Below are 20,138 nucleotides of genomic sequence, written 5' to 3'. Positions count from 1 at the left end.
GACGACCATGACATTGCACCCCGTGATCTCCGCCATCATCGACCGGCAGCGGTCTCTAGGCGCCCCTGGGCTTTCTGACGGCAGCCCCGACGACGCTCGGGCCATGCTTGCGAGCGGGCGGGACGGGCTGGGCGGCGGGCCGGACATGGCCACGATTCAAGACGTCGTGATCCCGGGACGGTCGGGACCAGTCGCCGCACGCGTGTTCGTGCCGGCGGGCGAGGTCGTCGGGGTGATGGCCTACCTCCACGGCGGCGGCTGGGTCCTCGGAGCCCTCGACGACTTCGACCCCCTCGCGCGGACGCTCGCCGATGCGACCCGATGTGCGGTTGTCCTGCCTGACTACCGCTTGTCGCCCGAGCATCCGTTTCCGGCGGGGCTAGAGGACGTCGAAGACGCAATCGTATGGGCGGCGACTGCTGCCCTTCCTGTCGCGCGACCCTTGCCGCTGGTCGTTGCCGGCGACAGCGCAGGCGGCAACCTGGCCACCGTCGCGCTTCGGCGCCTCGGGGGCACGGTCCAAACTGCGCTGCAGGTGCTGATCTACCCGGTGACGGACTGTGCGTTCGACACACCGAGCTACCGACAGCACGCGGACGGCCTCCCACTGACTCGGCGAGACATGCAGTGGTTCTTCGAGCAGTACGCACCTCAAGACATGTGGGCTTCCCCCGACATCTCACCGGCGCGTGCCGCCGACGTCTCGGCTCTACCACCGTCTGTCGTCATCACGGCCGAGTACGACGTGCTGCACAGCGAAGGGCAGAGCTATGCCGCACAGCTCCAAGCGGCTGGCGTGCCCACGCACCTGCAGACGTACCCCGGAGTCACGCACGGCTTCCTGCGAATGCACAACTTCCTGGACGTGGCCCGTGATGCCGTCGCCGACATCGCGTCAGCGGTGGCCCGGGGCGTCTCGGAACCTGCCGAAGAGCCCTCGTGAGGCTGGCACCCGCCCCTGGCTCAGAAGGACGTCACCACTGAACGGATGACTGAGCCGGAGCGCAGCTTCTCCCACGCAGCGGGGATGTCATTCAGTCCGATCTCTTGCGACACCAGATCGTCGAGATTCAGCCGGCCTTGGAGGTAGTAATCGGCGTACATCGGGATGTCACGCTTGAGGTTGGTGGAGCCCATGTGCACGCCTGCGACACTCGTGTGGGCGCGGAGCATGCTGAGCGAGGAGTCGATCTCCAGCGTCGTTCCCGGCTTCGCAAGACCCACGAAGTGCACACCCCCGCCCTTTCCTGCGAGTTCGACGGCCTGCCGCTGGGTCTGGGGCAGCCCGATGACCTCGAAGGCGTGGGTGACGCCGCCTCTCAACAGGGTCCTGACTGCGGCAACCGGGTCGACGCCTGAGGCGTTCACGACGTCGGTCGCGCCGAAGCGTCGTGCCACAGCCAGCTTTCCGTCGTCGATGTCGACGGCCACGATGCGCATGGCTCCGGCCAGTCGCGCGCCGCTGATGACGTTCAGTCCGACTCCCCCCGTACCGATGACCGCGACGGTGTCCCCCGGACGCACCTGCGCGGTGTTGATGGCGGCCCCGGCACCTGTCACCGTGGCACACCCGATGATGCACGCCGCGGCGAAAGGGATGTCGTCGCTGACGACGGCGAGCTGGTTCTCGTGCACCAAGGCCTGCTCGGCGAATCCGCCGATGCCGTGTGCCTGCTCCATGGCGATGCCGCGGCGTGTCAGCCTCGGCGGCTCAGTAGTGGCCCGCAGGGTGGAGTTGGGTGTGGTGCACGCGAAGGTGTGCCCTGACGTGCATTCGATGCAGCGTCCGCAGAACTTCACCAGACAGGCGACCACGTGGTCTCCGACGCGGGTCGTCGTCACACCTGGGCCGACGGCCGAGACGACGCCGGCGACCTCGTGACCGAGAACTGTTGGCATCGGCAGTCCGAAGTCGATCTCCGCCAGGTGCAGATCGCTGTGGCACAAGCCCGAAGCGCGCACGTCGACCAGCACCTCCATCCCCCGCGGCTCGTCGATGTCGAGCTCCTCGACGACGAATCCCTGTCCCACTCCGTTGACTACCGATGCCTTCACGCGGGTCTCCTTAGCTGCTGCAGTCGAGCCGGTCCAAGGGTCGCATCCACGACGCAGGCAGACACCGACTCGCTGGCGGTCACTCGCAGTCTAGATCAGCATGCAACGGTCGACAAGGGTCGACGGACGTCTACGTAAGTGTTACGGTGGCGCAGCGGGAGTGACCCGCAACACGTTCTGAGCAGGAGGTGCGTCGTGCAGGAGACCGAGCAGCAGCCAACGGAATACGAGGGCCCAGTCCTGGACGCCTTCCTTCACACCCCGTGGCTGGGCGATGACGACGCCGCCGACCCTCGCGGAGATGCCGTGGACTGGCACGGCGACGAGCGCCTCGCTCGCGTGATGCACACGTTCAGCCACACAGATGCGGACGGCCGACCGGTGGAGAAGCTCACGGCGGCTGCACTGCTGGCAGACATGGACGCCGCCGGAGTGGATCGCGCGATCCTACCTGCCAAGGTCTATTACAGAGCTACGGAGAAGGGCGTCCGCGCTGTCCACCGGGAGATCGCGGCACTGGCGGACGCCAGCGGCGGGCGACTGAAAGGTGTGGCGACCATCGTCCCTCCTGAGCTCGGGCCCGGAACGTACTGGGACGCGATGCAGAACGTGCGAGTCATCCGTGACGCTCACAGCGACTCCGGCATCGTCGGAGTTCACCTGACGCCGTCGCCTTGGGGCATGGCACCCAACCACAAATGGTTCTATCCGGTATTCGCCGTGTGTGCGGAGCTGGACCTGGCCGTGTTCGTCCACGTAGGCACGCCCGGCCCCTTGTGGCCCATGGAGCACCACCATCCTGCCCACCTCGACGAAGTGGCACTGGCCTTCCCCACGCTGCGGATCGTCGCTCACCACATCGGCGACCCCTGGACGGACATCGCCGTGAGGCTGGCCGCCCGCCACCCCAACTTCTACATCTGCACGTCGGCATGGTCTCCCAAGCGCTATCCGCAGGAGCTCCTGGACTTCATGGCCGGCGGCTGGCACGGGACGGTCGGCAGCCACAAGGTGCTCTTCGCCTCGGACCACCCACTGCTCGACATGAGTCGTGCCGTGCGGGACGCTCGTCGGCTCCCACTCCCGGACGACAAGCTGGCCGACGTCCTGCACGACAACGCGAACCGCCTGTTCTGGGCCGACCAAGGAGCCGCACGATGACCTCACCGCTCTCGGGCATCACGGTCCTCGACCTGACCCGCAACCTCGCGGGCCCCTACGCCACGATGATTCTCGGCGACCTGGGAGCACGCGTCATCAAGGTCGAGCGCCCCGGAGTAGGAGACGACACGCGCCAGTGGACCCCGCCCCGGTGGGAGGACCACAGCGCTCTTTTCCTCGCCATCAACAGGAACAAAGAGAGCCTCGAGGCCGACATCACCTCCCCAGAGGGGGCTGACGTCATCCGTCGTCTAGCGGCAACCGCAGACGTGGTGGTCGAGTCCAACCGGACGGGAAGCCTCGCCAAGCACGGGCTCGGATTCGACGACCTCTCGGCCATCAACCCACGGCTCGTCTACTGCTCGATCAGTGGTTTCGGCAGTGTCGGCCCAGACCGTGACCGACCCGGTTACGACACGATCGTGCAGGCGGCGTCAGGTGTCATGAGCATCAACGGCGAGCCGGACCGACCCCCATCGCGCGTCGGGCCGTCCATCATCGACCAGGGAACCGGCATGTGGGCTGCGCTAGGCGTGCTCGCTGCGCTGCGCCAACGCGACCTCACCGGAGAGGCTCAGCTCATCGAGACGAGCCTGATGGAGAGCGGCGTCGCGTGGATGGGCTACTTCGCCTCCAACTACATCGCCAGCGGAGTGGTCCCCCAGCCGCAAGGCTCTCGGCACGCCCAGATGGCACCGTACGAAGGCTTCATGACCCAGGACGGGTTCCTGTTCATCGCAGCTCTCAACGACAGCCTCTTCGCGCGCCTCTGTGCCGTGCTGAATCTAAACGACCTGGTGCACGATCCCCGCTACGTCGACAACGCGGCACGCGTCGCGCACCGCGACGAGCTCAGCGGCACGATCGGCGCCGTGATGCTCCAGCGCAGCGCGGGCGAGTGGGAGAAGGTCCTCCGCGCCGCCGGTCTCCCGTGCTCGCGCGTCAACACAGTCGACCAGGTCATCAGTGACCCGCAGGTCGAAGCACTCGGGATGGTCCGCTCGTGGCCGCACCCCGACATCGAGGACTTTCGCTTGATCGACCATCCGCTCTCGTACAACGGCACCCGGTCGTTCCGTCAGGACGCGCCGCCGTCGTTGGGCCAGCACACAGCAGCCATCCTTGCCGAGGCAGGATACGACGAGGAAGCCATCTCGGCGATGGTTTCCTCACATCGCCCGCCCGTCCCCGTGACGAGCGCCGGAGAGGACTTCCCCGCATGACGATCATCGAAGACATCCAGGTCCTGGCCCCGACCGACGGCCGCCACCGGCAGATGCTGATCGACGGCCAATGGGTCGACGCGCTCAGCGGCGAGACCATGGAGACACGAAATCCCGCGACGGGAGAGCTTCTTGCCACTGTACCGCGCAGCCGCACCGAGGACGTCGACCGCGCTGTCGCCGCCGCCCGGCGCGCGCTGGCCGGTCCGTGGTCACGTTTCACCCCGGCAGACCGGCAGCGAGTGCTGCTGACCGCTGCCGACCTCGTCGAGCAGCACTGGGACGAGATCAGCCTCAGCGACACCCTCGACATGGGCAAGCCGTGGACGCGTGCCCGCGCCGACAAGGGACGGGTGTCCGGCATGCTCCGGTACTACGCGGGCCTCGCGACCTCGCTGGACGGCCGGACGATCCAGAACTCCCAGCCCGGAGAACTACTCAGCTACACGGTCAAGGAACCGGTCGGCGTCGTCGGTGCCATCATCCCCTGGAACGCTCCGGCGGCCGCAACCGTGTGGAAGACAGGGCCCGCCATAGCCACAGGCTGCACTGTTGTCCTGAAGCCATCGGAAGAAGCTCCGCTCACACCACTCCTTCTCGCCGAGCTTCTCACCCGCGCAGGCCTGCCTGACGGCGTGATCAACGTCGTCACCGGTGACGGCCTGGACGCAGGAGCCCCGCTCGCATCACACCCGGACGTCGACAAGATCACCTTTACGGGCTCTACCGTCACTGGGCAGAACATTATGCGCGCCTCGGCAGGCAACCTCAAGCGCGTCACGCTGGAGCTGGGAGGCAAGTCGCCGCAGATCGTCTGCGCCGATGCCGACCTCGACACCATCGTGCCCACGGTGGCCCTGTCGGCGTTCGCCAACTCGGGACAGATCTGTATCGCGGGGTCGAGACTCCTCGTCCACCGTTCGGTGCACGAGGAACTTGTCGCACGGCTCGCTGCCTTCGCGAAAGACCTCAAGGTCGGGCCGGGTGTGGACGAGGACACGCAGATCGGGCCGTTGGTCAGCGATCGCCAGCTGCAAAAAGTGCTCGGCTACCTCGACGCAGGCACGGCGGACGGGGCCTCGATCGAAGCCGGAGGTGGCCGCGCCTCCGACGGCGTTCTCGCAGCAGGTCACTTCGTGCAGCCGACCGTCTTCGGTGGCGCCACGGACGACATGTCGATCGTCCGCGAAGAGATCTTCGGCCCAGTCATCTCCGCGCTCCCGTTCGACACACTCGACGAAGCGGTCGAGCGTGCCAACGCCACGTCATATGGGTTGGCAGCGGGTGTGTACTCGCGTGACGTCGGCACGTGTCACCAGCTGGCGTCACGCATCAAGGCGGGCACCGTGTGGGTGAACACGTATCACGCCTTGGATCCGGCGGTGCCGTTTGGCGGGTTCAAGTCCAGCGGGTTCGGCAAGGAGGGTGGCACCGAACACGTCGAGGAGTACCTCTCGACCAAGACGGTGTGGCTGAAGCTGGACTGACCCTTCAAGCATGTCGGCCTTGATGGCCTCAGGTCAGGACGCCGGGCGCGCGGCACGCAGCACGGGGGTGATCTGATCACGACGATGCCCGGCAGTCCGAAGCCGTTGTCGATGAGGTCCTCGACGAGGATCCCGTGCGCCTCTCCGATACGGAGGCCGAGCATGCGCATCAGCCACAGCCCGATCGGGTGGACCGCATGCAGTCGAGCTGCGATGCGGCTGGACTGTGCCTTGTCGGTGCCGCAGATGGCCAAGCTCCTGCGGTGCTGCGGTGCTGCGGCACCGCGACGCCATGGTCCTCGGCGAACAGGCAGACCTGGTCTTAGACCCATGTGATGTCGCCGACCGCCTCTTGTAGCAGACTCCCCTCGCGTCGAGGACCACGCTTCAATCCGCCTTCCGAAGCCCGCAGAACATCTTCGAGAAGAGACGCTTGACGGAGCAGCGATGTCCGGCTGGCGAAATCGAGGTCGAGGTCGGCACTGCCCATGCAAGCAACAAGGCCTGATCAGCATCTCTACTGATCAGGCCCTGTTCGTGGTAGCGGGGACAGGATTTGAAGCTGGCCACACGGCTGCCTAGTTTGGCCTGTGATTGCACAGATAACAGGCCACCGCGGGCTCATCCTGGTCGTGACAAAACCGGACAGAAGGTCACGGCAGATGACAGGTGTCAGGTCACGCGGAGGTCACGAACCGAGGGGGCCACCGTGGCAAGAACAGCAACCGAAACAAAGGCACTGGTCAAGGCTATCGAGAAGAGACGTAAAGCCGGCAGGGCGAACTTCGGGACCGTCGACCTTCTGCCGTCTGGGCGGTTGCGCGCCAGGTATGTCGGGCCCGACGACCACCGCTACTCAGCACCCCACACCTTCGACGCCCTCGTCGACGCTGACGCCTACCTCGTCACCGTCCGCCAAGAGATCCTCCAAGGCACGTGGCTCTCCCCCGCCGACAAGAAACGCGCGACCAAGACCTCAGCTGCCGCGTCGACCAGTGTCAACGAGCTGTTCAACGACTACCTCGACGAGGGCGACCTCAGACAAGGCACCATCGACCTCTACACCTACCAATGGGACCGCTTCATCCGCGAAAGCATTGGAACCGAACCCGTCGCTGACTTGACCGCGACCGACGTCGCGACCTGGCGCACCACCCTCCCCGCAGGCGCCCGCCAGCGCGAACAGTCTGAAGACCTGCTTCGAGCTGTCCTCGGCCTTGGTGTCGAACGCAGACTCATCACGTTCAACCCAGCAGCCCGTACCCGTCGCAAACGCAAAGGCCGCGACACCCGCGCCAGAGCACGCGACACCATTCTGCTCACCGCCGCCGAAGTCGTACTCCTCGCCAAAGCCATGCCGCCCCAGCGGTCCTTCGCCGTGCTGATCTCGGCATGGTGCGGACTCCGCCAGGGAGAGCTGTTCGCCCTGCGCAAGTCTGACCTCACCATTGTCCGAGACGACCGAAACCGCATCACGGCAGCGACCGTGTTCGTCCGACGGTCCGTCGTCCGCTCCAAACAACCAGACGGCACCATCCTGGCCCACGAGGACGACCCGAAATCCGACGCCGGCATCCGCCGCGTCGCCGTCCCACCCCACATCCTGGCCGACCTCGACCACCACCTCACCCGCTACGCCCAACACGGCGACACCGGACTCATGTTTCCCAACTCCCGAGGCGGCTACCTGCACCCGTCCACCCTCTACGGAGATCAACCCGGGACCTTGCGCCCCGACAGCCGACGCGCCACCGCATCCAAAGGCTCCGGCTTCTACCGCGCCCGCACCACCATCGGCCAACCGCTTCTAAAATGGCACGCGTTGCGCCACCACGCCGTCACCCGCGCCGTCTACGCAGGAGCCACCCAAGCCGAACTCCTCGAACGCTACGGCCACTCCAACATCGCCAGCTCCGCCATCTACCAACACGCCGACCAAGGACGCGACCAACAAATCGCCGCACAAATGTCCGCCCGCGCCACGGTCGCAAACTGAGCGACGTGGCAGTTCCAGGTGCCACATACGCGCACGTCGCAGTTGGCTCGTTGGTCAACGAACCATGAGCATCCGTTGCGGTCGAATGACGTATGACTCACTCGGGTCAGTCATGGCATCCACACCTGCCGACGGCAGTTCGAAGGAGGACGCACACCATGGGCTGAAAGACGCCCGCAAATCCGATGTACCAAGCCCGCTAGATTCGCCAAGTGATCTCACTCCCATCTCCCACGGGCGACCTCGACCTCGGCCACATCGTCGCTTCCGCAGGCATCGCCCTTGACGAAGTCGTTCTCCTGCGTCACACATACCGTTCGGGTAGCGATGATGAACTTCAAGGGCCAGCTGACCTTGAGACCGGAAGGCTGCACGACTTCACGAGTAGGCAAAGCCTCAAGAGCAAGTTGGGCAAGACCCCGCCGCGCATCTGGCTGGTGTTCATCGCAGATGGCAGACACCGATCTCGATTCGTGAAGGCATACGAGAACCTGGGCGAACTGGTCGACCAACGAACCGAGACCCTGCGCTACTTCAACCTGAAAGAGACTGAGCTCATGTCTTCGCTCAGTGGCCGGCTCGTGGTCGAGTGGTCCAAAGACACCATCAACTGGGCCAAGAGCGGCACCGCTGCGGCCAGGTTCCCGATCGTGGAGATTGCAGACCCGGCGCGGGTGCCATTTCCTGGCTACGACTTCGTGAGGGTCAGCCACGATCAACTCCAGGACGTGATAAGCGACCCTCGCTACGAATCCTGGCGGACGGCACTCGGCTCAGTACAGGGCATCTACGTCATCACTGATACCGACAGCGGCAAGCTCTACGTCGGCAAGGCCGATGGTGCTGAGCGCATCTTCGGCCGCTGGTCGCAGTATGCAAAGGACGGCCACGGCGGCAACAAAGGGCTACTGGAGCTGGTTGGACTCGACCCCGACCACGCTAAGCATTACGCCTTCAGCATTCTCCGAGTGTTCGGACCCACAGTCCCAACGCCCGAGGTAGATGCCGCCGAAGAGCACTACAAGAACGCGCTCCAGACCAAGAAGCCGTTCGGACTCAATCACAACTGAACGCTGAGCACTCTGCCAACAGGCCTCGGCCGATAGTCACGAAGCGCTCCACGGATCTGGGTGACCAGAACGCGGTGAAGCGGCGAGCCCTTCCCGCTCGAACAGATAACCCGTCTGGCGTTTCGGTACTGTCCGAGACACCAATGCCCCACGAGGAGACCTAGTGCGAGACGAAGCACTCGAGGCGCCGAGCCTTACCGAGGGCGACGACGCCCTCGACCGCGCGCAAGTAGAGAACGAGCAGACCGAACTTCGTGCTTTCGTGAAGGACCTCAGCGGTGATGACATCAAGTCTGGCGTGTGGTTTGCCAAGTTGCTGAGCTTCTCGTTGAGCGCGTACGCCGACAAGGTCGACTGGCGATACTTCCAGGAAAAGTACAAGGGGGTTCCGGCGGACGCAATAGTCGACCAGCGGATCAAGATGGCTGCTCGGTACGCCGCCATCGAGGGCGGTCTCTCCGCGAGCGCCTACACGGGCGCCATCGCCGCGACGATCGGATCGGCAGGTGGCGCGTCGCCGGCCACGGTCCCCGCTGCTCTGGCGACATTCATGGTCGACGTCGTTTACGTCACCCAGCTGCAGATGCGACTTGCCTACGACGTCGCCGTTCTTTACCGCGTACCGATGGACTTGTCGGACCCGGAGGACTTGTGGAAGCTGATTCGGGTCGCATTCACCATCAAGGGCGGTGAGGTAGCGCGCGAAGGTGTCGTGAAGGCGGTGCCAGTTCTCGTGCGTCCGTTGATCAAGCGCTTTTACTCCCGCGGTGTGCTGCAGGCAGCCAAGGGTCTACCCGTCGTTGGTAAGTACCTGCTGCAGCGCAACGCCATCAAAATCGGCATCCCACTCGTCGGCGTTCCACTTTCTGTGGTGGTCAACCGCTACACGACCCTGATCGCCGGAAAGCACGCTCGCGCAGTGTTCAGAAATGAGGCACGAGTTATTGAACTGGCGGAGCGCCTCTGCGAACGGTCCCGGCACCCGCACTCGATGCTGTGGATCGCATGGCTGGTCATCAACGCCGATCCCGGCATCTCCGACGACGAGGCTTTGCTGTTCCGCCACCTTGTCGCGATCGCTGAGCGCAGGTACCAAATTGTTGACGACGAACTCGCTCAGTTGATCGACCTGAAAGTCGACGACGTCTGGCGACGGCTCGATGCAGAGGACGGGGACCTCAGCGACGTCTTAGACCTAGCAACGACTGTTGCGAAGGTGGACGGGGATCCGACCAAGAAGGAACGGGTTCTCCTTATCGAGATCGCGAAGCGGTGTGCGAGGGGACGAGACAACTTTCAGGGCTAGTGGCGGTTCCCGCCCCTTACTATATCGAGTCCAAGTGGTGCCGATTCGCGGTGAAATGACGTGGAGTTCGTCACGATCAGTGCCGCAAGCGACTATTGCCGTCGCGACGACAACTGGCACGTTCGAAGGCAAACAGCCATCGTTGTTTCATGCTCACCACGATCCTGCCCGTCGTCATCCTGGCCGTAGTCGGATACATCATCTATGACGGCAGGCGGAGACTTGCGAGAGGCGGAATTGGTCCGCGAGTCGGCTATATCCCTCGACGTCTTCGACCCGCGGTTAATCGCCACTTCTCACGACGAAGTTGGCCGGTGCCGTTCGACGAAGACGGAAACCGTAAACCGACCTGAAAATTCACCCCAGCTGCGGTGAAATGACCCGGATCCTTCGTGGTGAGCCGACGATGCGCGTTCAGGTAGCCGCCAATGATTGGTGTGCGAAGCGGTTCAAAGCGCGGACGGTTGGGAGTGACGAAGGCTGTTGAACGTGCCGAGGGCAGACGGTCACGGCCCCCGCAGGGAACTGCGCGCTACCCGAATCGCTGACGATCGAGACCCTTTGGCCTATCGATACGTTCCCAGCGTTCGACCCCTTTACGTTCATACCGACGCAGGAAACGAGCGCGTTCGAGAGCTGCAACCGCTTCTGCGGTGGCTACCTCATTTGGCAGTCTCAACATGCTTATCGGTCCACTGGCGTAGAGCCGCGAGACGATATACGAGACCAGCCGGACAGCAACTTTGCCTTCATCGCTCAGGCCGTCGGCCCACGACCACTCTTGTTCAGAAGCCCAGGCAGCGAATGCCGGAGTTCCTGCCCACCATGAGAGCGTTCCGTAGACGTCAGCGTGATCAATCGTCGGTGACGACAAGGTGGCGAATTCGCGCTCCGCCGCGGCCGCACGTCGGCGGTCTTCGGCCTGTCTCAAGGCCTCTCTATACGCCTTCTCTTCCACAGCCCGGTTGATGGCATCCTCGCGGGCAATGGCGAGAGCGGCTATCGCCCCATCAAGATGTGGTGTCCAGAATTGCTCGTCTCGGAGTTCGCATTCAATCAAGAGGCTCCAATTCTCTTGAAGGTCTGTGACAGTGCCGACCTCTATACCCGTGCCGATTCCGCCGTTCCGTACGTGCAGCGCATACCCGCGGTCGGCTTGTTCCGTGGCAGCGGCGGTCTCTGCACCAACTCCGTATAGCCACGTCACATGATCGACCTGTCTGCGATATCCCTCATCACGACGCTGCCACTCATTCACACCGATCGGAGAAAGCTGAACCTCGATGGTGTGACGGCGGGCGCGGACAATGACGTGGAGATCTGCTCGACCGTCCGGCGCTAGCTGACTTTCGATTGTGGCGCTAAGCCCTTGTTTCTCTAGCCAGGCGACGAGCGCCTGCTGGATATGGAGGTGCTCGTACGAACGAGCGGCACTTGCACTGTCGCCTGAAAACACGCATTCAGCGCCGGGGTGATGACGGAAGTACGGGACTCGGATCGGCCCGGCAGCCAGAATCAGCCCGCCACCACAGCCCCCAGCCCTTCTGCCGCACCAGAACGCCTCACGGTGACGCGCCTTGAGCCTCAAAGCCCCCGCACGATCCGTCGACAACTCAACCGCGGTCGTTCCGTCAGGGCCATCGACAACCGCGTGAGCAAGTTCTCCTTTGCCGCGCCCGAGGGGCTCGGCGTTCTCGATGCGAGATCTCATGGACCTAGAGTTACAACGCCCACTGACACTCTGGCATCGCGCCCCCTTGCGGTGGAATGACGTATGGCTAGGCCGTCACTCGTTTGGGAACTCGAGTTCATCCTCCGGGGGAACGGTCCAATGCCGAATGACGCGAGTTACGGAGTGTTCGGTATGCAGGCCGCCGTCCTCTAGGACCTGCTGGTCATGAACTTCGACGGTTAGGCGATCGCCCTTTGCGAATCTGACACGCCGTTCCTCGATCTGACGCTGGAATTCTGGATCAGCGATCGCAACCCAGAACGGTGTTGTTCCGTCCGTAACACGCCACTTGTTGCCGGTCCTGAATGAAGGCTTGAGGATGTCGACGGTCATGATGCGGTGGTTGTCCGAGACGATGACATCCGGCTCGGGCTCTACGTTGAAGGTCGGGCGATCTGACGGCTCAATCGCGGCGACGGATTGCCCATCGATCTCGATCTCCAAAGAGTCGACGCCATCCATGCGAAGCGGCTCGCTCGCAGTAAGCATCGCGCGGTTGAAGTCGATGTTCTGAATTACGTCGCCAGCCCGCGCATCTGCCTCGATGAAAGTGCCGTCGGGGTAGTGAATACGCACTTGGCCGGAGCCTAGTTCTTCAGTTCGCTCACTTCGTCGACCACCATTTCGTCCTCGCTTCACTGCCCAACGAACTGCTCCGGCGAAGATTGCCGTCAAGCCAGCAGCCACTTCGATCGCCTGCGCGTCGTCGGTGGTCATGAGATCGACGAAGCCGTCCCAGGAGACGAACAGTTCAGCCATGAACGACCCGTCTTCAGGGGGGCCGATCTCGAGGGCAGGTGGAAGGGTCCGAGAATCTCCTGCAACCAGATGGGCGGCCGCAACCGCGTCCGCAAGGCCTAACAGTGAAGGCGATAGAGCCCGCACGTCGATTCGATGGTTTTCGACAGCTGGCCCATCAAACTTGATAGCGAAGCTTCCCCGCGAGATTGCCACGACCGTAGTCAAGCACTACGTCGCAGATCCGCACGGTCTTTCGTGAAGTCGATCGACCTGTTGGCTAGTCGATTCACCGACGCCCTTGTCCGACGTTTCGGTGTGATGTGGTTGCACGGCCGGGGGAAGCCCTTGAGCTGGCAATCGTCGGGGTAGCCGCCGATGGCGAAAACGTCATTAGACTGACCTCTTCACCGTTGTTGTGCGCGTGAAGAATTGCGTCGCGATCGGCCGCAGTTCGGACTTCTCGAGAGCCATCGCCGCTTGCCCGTGCCATGGGATAGTCAACGCCTGGATGAATCGAGACGGTTCGAGGCGCGCGTGACCAGTCACGATCTGGATCGGCCTGACCCGCTCACTGCTACGAAGCCGCGCGTTGTCGCGACTTACTGTCTTCCTGAGCGGTATCTTCGCACCATGCTGGCTAACCCGCACGACATTCGGGCGCGGCTGGCTGCCTTCGTCTCCTATCGCGCCGCGCACCTTGATGGTGACGAGAAGAGCGAAGCCCAAATTTTCCTTGAACGCTTCTTCCAAGCGTTCGGGCACGACGGGATTGCCGAGTCAGGGGCTCGCCTCGAGGAGCGGATCCGCGTGACCGGGCGAGCGGTAAGTTTCGCTGACTTTCGCTGGAGCGACCGGTGCATTATCGAGATGAAGAAGGCCGGCACCGACCTCAAGCGCCACTACCGCCAAGCATTCGAGTACTGGATCGGCGCGGTGCCGAACCGCCCGCGCTATGTGGTGCTCTGCAATTTCGACGAGTTCTGGATTTACGACTTCGACGTCCAACTGGACACGCCCGTGGACAAGGTCACGATGTCGGATCTCGTCAGCCGACACGAAGCACTTTCTTTCATGCTTCCTATCCGGCGTGCGCCAATTTTCGGCAACGATCTGGAAGCGGTCACCCGTAGAGCTGCTGCCGAAGTTTCGGGCGTCTTCCGGTCGATGAGAGCTCGCGGAGTCGACCGGCTCGTTGCTCAACGTTTCGTCCTCCAGTCAGTGGTGGCCATGTTCGCAGAGGACATTGGTCTTCTGCCCGAGAAGTTCTTCACGCGCGCTGTCAACGACGCGCAGACGGGAACTGAGGCGTACGACCTCGTTGGCAACCTCTTCATTGCGATGAACACGCCTGGCGATACCGCGGGTGGCCGTTACGTGGGGACTCCGTACTTCAACGGAGGTCTCTTCGCAAACGTAGAGCCTGTCGAACTGACAGACGACGAGCTCAGAGTGCTTCGCGCTGCTTCAACAACAAACTGGTCCGACGTGCGCCCAGAGATATTCGGAACGCTGTTCGAACAGTCCATGGATGAAGGCGAGCGTCACGCGTACGGTGCTCACTTCACATCGCCCGTCGACATCGCAAAAGTTGTCTTCCCAACAATCGTGAAGCCATGGATGGACCGCATCGCGACTGCTGCGAGCATCACGGACCTCGAACTCATCCTGCTAGATATGGCGTCTTTTAGAGTTCTCGATCCAGCGTGCGGGTCGGGCAACTTTCTCTATGTCGCGTACCGGGAAATGCGTCGCCTGGAGCACGAGGTCAAGGCGCAGATTGATGACCGCCGACGGTCGGGGGATATCCGAGCACAAAGCGCACTTTCGTATGTGACCCCAGATCACTTCCTCGGTATTGACAACAATCCGTTTGCGGTCGAGGTCGCCAAAGTCACTATGACGTTGGCGAAGAAGCTCTCTGCCGACGAGCTCGGCGAAACTCAAGACGTCCTGCCGCTGGACAATTTGGACGCGAGCATCGTCAGTGGCGACGCGCTATTCGTACCGTGGCCACACGCCCACGCGATCATCGGAAACCCGCCCTACATCGGCAGACGAAAGATGGCCGACGAGTTGGGGCTTGGCTACATCCAGCGTCTTGCGCAGCGGTACCCAACGGTTGGCGGGGTCTCCGATTTCGTCACCTACTGGTTCCGGCTCGCGAATGATGCGCTTCGTGACGGTGAGCGGGCCGGCTTGGTTGCCACCCAAGCCATCCGGGACGGTGGATCGAGGGTGGCTTCGCTGGACTACGTTTCTGAGCACGATGGTGTTATCTACGACGCCGTGTCATCGCAGGCCTGGTCTGGCGAAGCGGCAGTCACTGTCAGCATCGTTAACTGGGTAAAAGGACGCGATCACGCGCCCGATGAACGAATCCTGTGGCTTGATGGCGGCGACCTTCGGCTCCCACTGGCAGAAATTCCACCCACACTTCGGCCTGACACGGATGTCAGCAGGGCGGTCCCTCTCGCGCTCAATAGGCGCCCTAAGGTCTGCTTCCAAGGTCAGACCACTGGCCACGTTGCGGGTTACGAGCTGACTCGGGCCGAGGCGCGCCGACTGATCAGAGAGCATCCGGGTTCGGCGGACGTCATCTTTCCGCTCGTTGGGGGTGACTCGATGCTGAAGACTCTGAAACCAGACAAGTTCATCATCGACGTTCCCGACAAGGAACTCATGGACGCCGAGTTTAAGTATCCCGCCGTTATGCGTCATCTCCGAGAGAACGCACTCCCGCACTGGTTTGCCGAGGCAGAGAAGGAAGAGTCCAAGAACGCGGCACTGTTAAAGACCGATCCGGACGGTCGACCGGTGCTCGTCAAGACGCAGTTCTTGAACAGCGGATGGTGGAGACATTGGCGACGCCGCGAAGAGATGCTGGAGGCCTACTCCGGACTTGACCGGTACATCGCGCTGACCATCGTTGCGGCGAAGGAGAGACTCTCGGTCTACCAGTTCGTCGATGCATCCATTCGTCCGAACGCGCTCCTCCAAGTGTTCGCGTTCGACGACGATTACTCGTTCGGAGTCCTGTCCTCAGGGGTTCACCGCGCCTGGTTCGATGAGCGGTGCTCGCGGCTTGAATCGCGGCCCCGCTACACACCTACAACTGTGTGGGATTCATTTCCATGGCCACCCGACCCGCAGCCACAACAGGTCGCCTCGGTCGCCGCTATAGTCGAGGAAATCATTGAGTTGCGCGAGATCTACACGTCACGGGGTGCGACGCTCACGAAGCAATACGACGCCCTCAGACAGCCAGGCGCATCTCGACTGCGGGATCTTCACGCAGCCTTGGATTCAGCAGTCTTGGCGTGTTACAACTTTTCACCGGACGACGATCTCCTGGCTCAATTGCTGGCGCTGAACTTCGCTCTCTCAGAAGATCCGGCTCAGGGTCGCCGACCCGGACCCGGGGACTTCTCCGAAGCCTATTCGACCACCTGGCGCTTGAAGGCCGATCCACTCGTCGTTTAGTTGACGCGCGAGATGGGAAGTCGTGACTGACGGCGTGCTACTTGGTCACCGGTCGTAATCGGGAGCCTCAGGATTGGGCGAACGGCGACTTGGCGGTCAGCTGATAATCCGATAGCAGAACGCTGCTGCCCTTTCTCAAGCTCAGACGATGGTAGCCACGGCAACTGCGGCCGGGCAATCGAGCACGTCTTCATGGTTTGTACCTGTGAGGCCGCGCCTACGCGAACCGGAGCGATTCACGCCTCGAGATATGCGAAATCTGGGCGGCTGGGTGCGACGCAGTCTCGAAGGCGCGCTCTACGCTAACGACCACTCGGCGCGAGGATCGCGGGCCGATTTGCCGCTCCAGGTGACAAGTCCCTCCCCTTGCAAGGCTCGCAAGCGCTTAGTGGTCGCAGGCCTGCTGAGTGAGATTGCTTCGGAGATCTCGCCGGTACCCAGCCCTTTGCCTGCGACTCGAAGGACTTCGAGGATCTGTTGCGAGCCGGTCGGTAGACGCATTGCCTGAGTGGGACCTAGCCGGGGAACAGTGGCCAGAATCAGGCGCACACTGCCAGCGCCTTGCTTGTAGACAGGATCGTTGAGCCCAACTAGACGCATCTCTTCGAAGATTCGTTTGATGCCTTCGCCAAGCTCCTGCCCAATTCGCAGGTCGGCGCAGACTCTTGCGATGCGTGGGTTGCGCGCGAAGCGGCTGATCTCAAGAGGGGCTGTCGGGTTGGCCAATCCGGGGAAGCGGCCAGGGCTTTCTATTTCGATGCGGTCCGGGTAAATCTCGACGCGGATGTGATCACCAGCAAGGCTGTAGGAACGGTGAATGACAGCGTTGACGAGCCCCTCGAGATAGGCGTCTCGGGGCACGATGGGACGGCTCTCGAACAGCCCAGAGGCGTCCAATGATCGACGTTTCGGGACGAGTTCCTCCATGACGCGACTAGCTTCTTGAATGGCACGTGGAATCGGTCCTTCGACACGTATGTCGAGGTCGTCTTCGATTCCGAGTCGTGCGCCCGTGCCGCGCTCTGTTGTGAGGAACTTGATTATGCGGATGTATGCCTGAGGGAAGAGTTGTTGCGGGTATGGCGCGAACAGTAGGTATCCGGCGTTGGTCAGTTCTTTTTTGTGCGTCAGGAGGCTTCGCGCAGCAAGCAGCTTCTGAGTAGTTCCTTTCGCTCCGGTGCGAGACCGATAGTTCGAGATGAGGTCGGCATCTAGGTCAGCGACTTGCACGTCGGGAACTGCTCGACCGTCGTACTGGCTCTGCCCCTTGTCGAACTCGAGCTCCTGGCGGTGAGCGAAGCTCAGGCGCCTCGACTCGTCACCAACCCGCAAGTAGACCTCGTCGTTCGCCAGTTTGTGGACGACTTCGCTCGGATCGATGCGGATCACCAGGAGCGTGTCGGCGGCACCGTTACTGTTCAGGCACCCCTGCTGATCGAAGCGCGCACGCACCGGCGGGATCGTGTGGTCCATCGGAGTCTGACGGAAGTCGTTGAGCTTGGACCTGTGCGTCTTCATGCCCTCCACGGCGCCGTCACTCAGGCCGACGACGACCGTCCCTCCTTCGGCATTGGCGAAGGCGACCAGAGCTTTCGCAAGATCGCGAGGCGCGATGCGCACCGACTTTCGGTCGAACCATTGGTCCTCGTGAAGGGCGAGCAGTCGCTCCCCTACCTGGGGTATCGGCGCTGCGAGAGCTTCATCGACTTCGTTCGACGGCATAAACCTACTCTAAACATGTTTAAGTAGATCTGCGCCCGCCCCGGTTGCGAACTCGCACCGCTGAGTAACTACTTGCATCAAATGTTTCGAGTCTTAACTCGAATCGTTCGAGTAGAGCGAGTTCGCCGCGCATCGGCCACGACTTGCAGCTGGGACTTCCGGAAGGCCCGCTTCCCAGACCGGGTGAACCGGAATGGAATCTTGTCTGCACTGGCCAACTGAAAGACCCGCGTCCGCGTGACACCAAGAACCTGTGCGGCTCCCACGCCGTTCAGCCACGGGTTGGCCGCGAATGCCTCGACTTCGGCACGGGAGTACAGGAGTCGACCTCCGCGCACCTCCGTGAGCAGTCCTTCGCGTCGTAATCGAGCGACCGATTCCTCTCCCACTCCCAGCACGGTCGCAGCCTCTGCCCTGCTGATCGCGTCTACGTCGAGGGGTAAGGGCTTTGTCACAATCACCAGCGTGCCAAGGACTTCCCAGGGAGTCCAGAGCAGATCCTGGCTTTCGCCCAAACACGCGGCCATTGCTTGCAGCGGGAAACAGGATCAACGCCTCCGCCTCCGAAAACAGGGGCGCCCAGAATGACTGCAATTGCAGAGGTCGCTTCGGGCGACTCGTACCAGACGCAGGCGCAACTGGCGGCCTGTTAGGTCACGAGACACGAATGGCTGGAACCAGATTTCCTCTGATTCCAGCCATTTGATTGGTAGCGGGGACAGGATTTAAAGCTGGCCACACGGCTGCCTAGTTTGGCCTGTAATTGCAGAGATAACAGGCCACCGCGGGCTGATCCTGGTCGTGACAAAACCGGACAGAAGGTCACGGCAGATGACAGGTGTCAGGTCACGCGGAGGTCACGAACCTAGGGGGCCACCGTGGCAAGAACAGCAACCGAAACCAGGGCACTGATCAAGGCTATCGAAAAGAGGCGTAAAGCCGGCAGGGCGAACTTCGGGACCGTCGACCTTTTGCCGTCTGGGCGGTTGCGCGCCAGGTATGTCGGGCCCGACGACCACCGCTACTCAGCACCCCGCACCTTCGACGCCTTGGTCGACGCCGACGCCTACCTCGTCACCATCCGCCAAGAGATCCTGCAGGGAACGTGGCTCTCCCCCGCGGACAAGAAACGCGCTACCAAGGCCCTCGCTGTTGGCACCATCACCACCAACGAGCTGTTCGCTGGCTACCTCGAAGAGGGCGACCTCAGACACGGCACCATAGACCTCTACACCTACCAATGGGACCGCTTCATCCGCGACAGCATCGGCACCGAACCGGTCACTGAGCTGACCGCGACCGACGTCGCGACCTGGCGTACGACGCTGCCCACCGGCGCGCGGCAACGCGAACAGGCAGAAGATCTCTTGCGTGCTGTTCTTGGGCTCGGTGTCGAGCGACGGCTGATCACGTTCAACCCCGCCGCCCGCTCCCGACGCAAGAGGAAAGGCCGCGACACCCGCGCCAAAGCACGCGACACCATCCTCCTCAGCGCCGCCGAGGTCACCCTCCTCGCCACAGCCATGCCCGCCCAGAGGTCGTTCGCCGTGCTGATCTCCGCCTGGTGCGGGCTCCGCCAAGGTGAGCTCTTCGCCCTCCGCAAGTCCGACCTTCAAATCGTTCGCGACGACCAGAACCACATCACCGCAGCGACCGTGTTCGTCCGAAAGTCCGTCGTGCGCTCAATCCAACCCGACGGTTCTGTCCTGGCGCATGAGGACGACCCGAAATCCGACGCCGGCATCCGCCGCGTCGCTGTCCCGCCGCACATCCTGGCCGACCTCGATCACCACGTGGCTCGGTATGCCCAGCATGGCGACACCGGCCTGATGTTTCCCAACAGCCGCGGCGGCTACCTGCACCCCTCAACGTTGTACGGCGAACAGCCCGGCACCCTGCGCCCCGACAGCCGGCGCGCCAACGCATCGAAAGGTTCCGGCTTCTACCGCGCCCGAACCACCATCGGCCAGCCCCTGCTCAAGTGGCACGCGCTACGCCATCACGCCGTCACCCGCGCCGTCTACGCCGGAGCCACCCAGGCCGAACTGCTCGAACGCTACGGCCACTCCTCTATCGCCAGCTCAGCCATCTACCAACACGCCGACCAAGGACGCGACCAACAAATCGCCTTGCACATGTCCAATCAGGCGCAGACCTGATCTGAG

At 62.7% G+C, this 20,138-nt stretch carries 14 protein-coding genes; 9 read left to right on the top strand and 5 right to left on the bottom strand.

The window, feature by feature from the left end; genetic code table 11:
• The first annotated feature begins 22 nt into the window (after window positions 1-22).
• Window positions 23-943, top strand: coding sequence for an alpha/beta hydrolase (locus IFT73_RS01355; RefSeq protein ID WP_192166003.1), 921 nt, complete (start codon window positions 23-25; stop codon window positions 941-943).
• A 20-nt stretch (window positions 944-963) separates the two neighbouring features.
• Here IFT73_RS01355 and IFT73_RS01350 read toward each other — a convergent pair whose 3' ends face one another.
• Window positions 964-2,055: a Zn-dependent alcohol dehydrogenase gene (locus IFT73_RS01350; RefSeq protein ID WP_192166001.1), complete on the bottom strand. Its 1,092-nt coding sequence runs from the start codon at window positions 2,053-2,055 to the stop codon at window positions 964-966.
• 195 nt (window positions 2,056-2,250) lie between these two features.
• On the opposite strand from IFT73_RS01350, the gene IFT73_RS01345 reads away from it, so the two are divergent.
• The 6 genes from IFT73_RS01345 to IFT73_RS18585 all read left to right on the top strand — a co-directional run bounded on the left by IFT73_RS01345 (window position 2,251) and on the right by IFT73_RS18585 (window position 10,298).
• A complete protein-coding gene (locus tag IFT73_RS01345; RefSeq protein ID WP_192165999.1) occupies window positions 2,251-3,216 on the top strand; it encodes an amidohydrolase family protein in 966 nt (321 codons plus the stop codon).
• Window positions 3,213-4,439: a CaiB/BaiF CoA-transferase family protein gene (locus IFT73_RS01340; protein ID WP_192165997.1), complete on the top strand. Its 1,227-nt coding sequence runs from the start codon at window positions 3,213-3,215 to the stop codon at window positions 4,437-4,439. The genes IFT73_RS01345 and IFT73_RS01340 overlap by 4 nt, the downstream gene beginning before the upstream one ends.
• On the top strand, window positions 4,436-5,926 hold the full coding sequence (locus tag IFT73_RS01335; protein ID WP_192165995.1) for an aldehyde dehydrogenase: 1,491 nt from the start codon (window positions 4,436-4,438) through the stop codon (window positions 5,924-5,926). The genes IFT73_RS01340 and IFT73_RS01335 overlap by 4 nt, the downstream gene beginning before the upstream one ends.
• A gap of 709 nt (window positions 5,927-6,635) precedes the next feature.
• Window positions 6,636-7,922, top strand: coding sequence for a hypothetical protein (locus IFT73_RS01330; RefSeq protein WP_192165994.1), 1,287 nt, complete (start codon window positions 6,636-6,638; stop codon window positions 7,920-7,922).
• A 212-nt stretch (window positions 7,923-8,134) separates the two neighbouring features.
• Window positions 8,135-8,992 carry a GIY-YIG nuclease family protein gene (locus IFT73_RS19470; RefSeq protein ID WP_192165992.1) on the top strand — a complete coding sequence of 286 codons (858 nt, stop codon included), beginning with the start codon at window positions 8,135-8,137 and terminating at the stop codon, window positions 8,990-8,992.
• Window positions 8,993-9,155: 163 nt separating this feature from the next.
• A complete protein-coding gene (locus IFT73_RS18585; RefSeq protein ID WP_197983457.1) occupies window positions 9,156-10,298 on the top strand; it encodes a hypothetical protein in 1,143 nt (380 codons plus the stop codon).
• 532 nt (window positions 10,299-10,830) lie between these two features.
• Here IFT73_RS18585 and IFT73_RS01315 read toward each other — a convergent pair.
• A complete protein-coding gene (locus IFT73_RS01315) occupies window positions 10,831-12,009 on the bottom strand; it encodes a competence protein CoiA family protein (RefSeq protein WP_192165990.1) in 1,179 nt (392 codons plus the stop codon).
• A 75-nt stretch (window positions 12,010-12,084) separates the two neighbouring features.
• Complete coding sequence (locus IFT73_RS01310; protein WP_192165988.1) at window positions 12,085-12,789, bottom strand: hypothetical protein; 705 nt, start codon at window positions 12,787-12,789, stop codon at window positions 12,085-12,087.
• A 612-nt stretch (window positions 12,790-13,401) separates the two neighbouring features.
• Between IFT73_RS01310 and IFT73_RS01305 the strand changes: the two genes are divergently transcribed.
• Entirely contained in the window at window positions 13,402-16,251 is a 2,850-nt protein-coding gene (locus IFT73_RS01305) for a class I SAM-dependent DNA methyltransferase (RefSeq protein ID WP_192165986.1), read from the top strand.
• Window positions 16,252-16,548: 297 nt separating this feature from the next.
• Here IFT73_RS01305 and IFT73_RS01300 read toward each other — a convergent pair whose 3' ends face one another.
• Together IFT73_RS01300 and IFT73_RS19465 are read right to left on the bottom strand one after the other, a co-directional pair.
• Window positions 16,549-17,973: an ATP-binding protein gene (locus tag IFT73_RS01300; RefSeq protein WP_192165984.1), complete on the bottom strand. Its 1,425-nt coding sequence runs from the start codon at window positions 17,971-17,973 to the stop codon at window positions 16,549-16,551.
• Window positions 17,974-18,050: 77 nt separating this feature from the next.
• Window positions 18,051-18,500 (bottom strand): helix-turn-helix domain-containing protein, encoded by a 450-nt coding sequence (locus IFT73_RS19465; RefSeq protein WP_371811126.1) that lies wholly within the window; start codon window positions 18,498-18,500, stop codon window positions 18,051-18,053.
• 351 nt (window positions 18,501-18,851) lie between these two features.
• On the opposite strand from IFT73_RS19465, the gene IFT73_RS01290 reads away from it, so the two are divergent.
• Complete coding sequence (locus IFT73_RS01290) at window positions 18,852-20,132, top strand: hypothetical protein (protein ID WP_192165980.1); 1,281 nt, start codon at window positions 18,852-18,854, stop codon at window positions 20,130-20,132.
• Window positions 20,133-20,138: the final 6 nt, after the last annotated feature.

Source organism: Aeromicrobium sp. CFBP 8757, from assembly GCF_014841755.1.
Lineage (GTDB): Bacteria > Actinomycetota > Actinomycetes > Propionibacteriales > Nocardioidaceae > Aeromicrobium.
The sequence above is the reverse complement of the archived record's forward strand: the minus strand, read 5'-3'. Positions and strand labels throughout refer to the sequence as shown.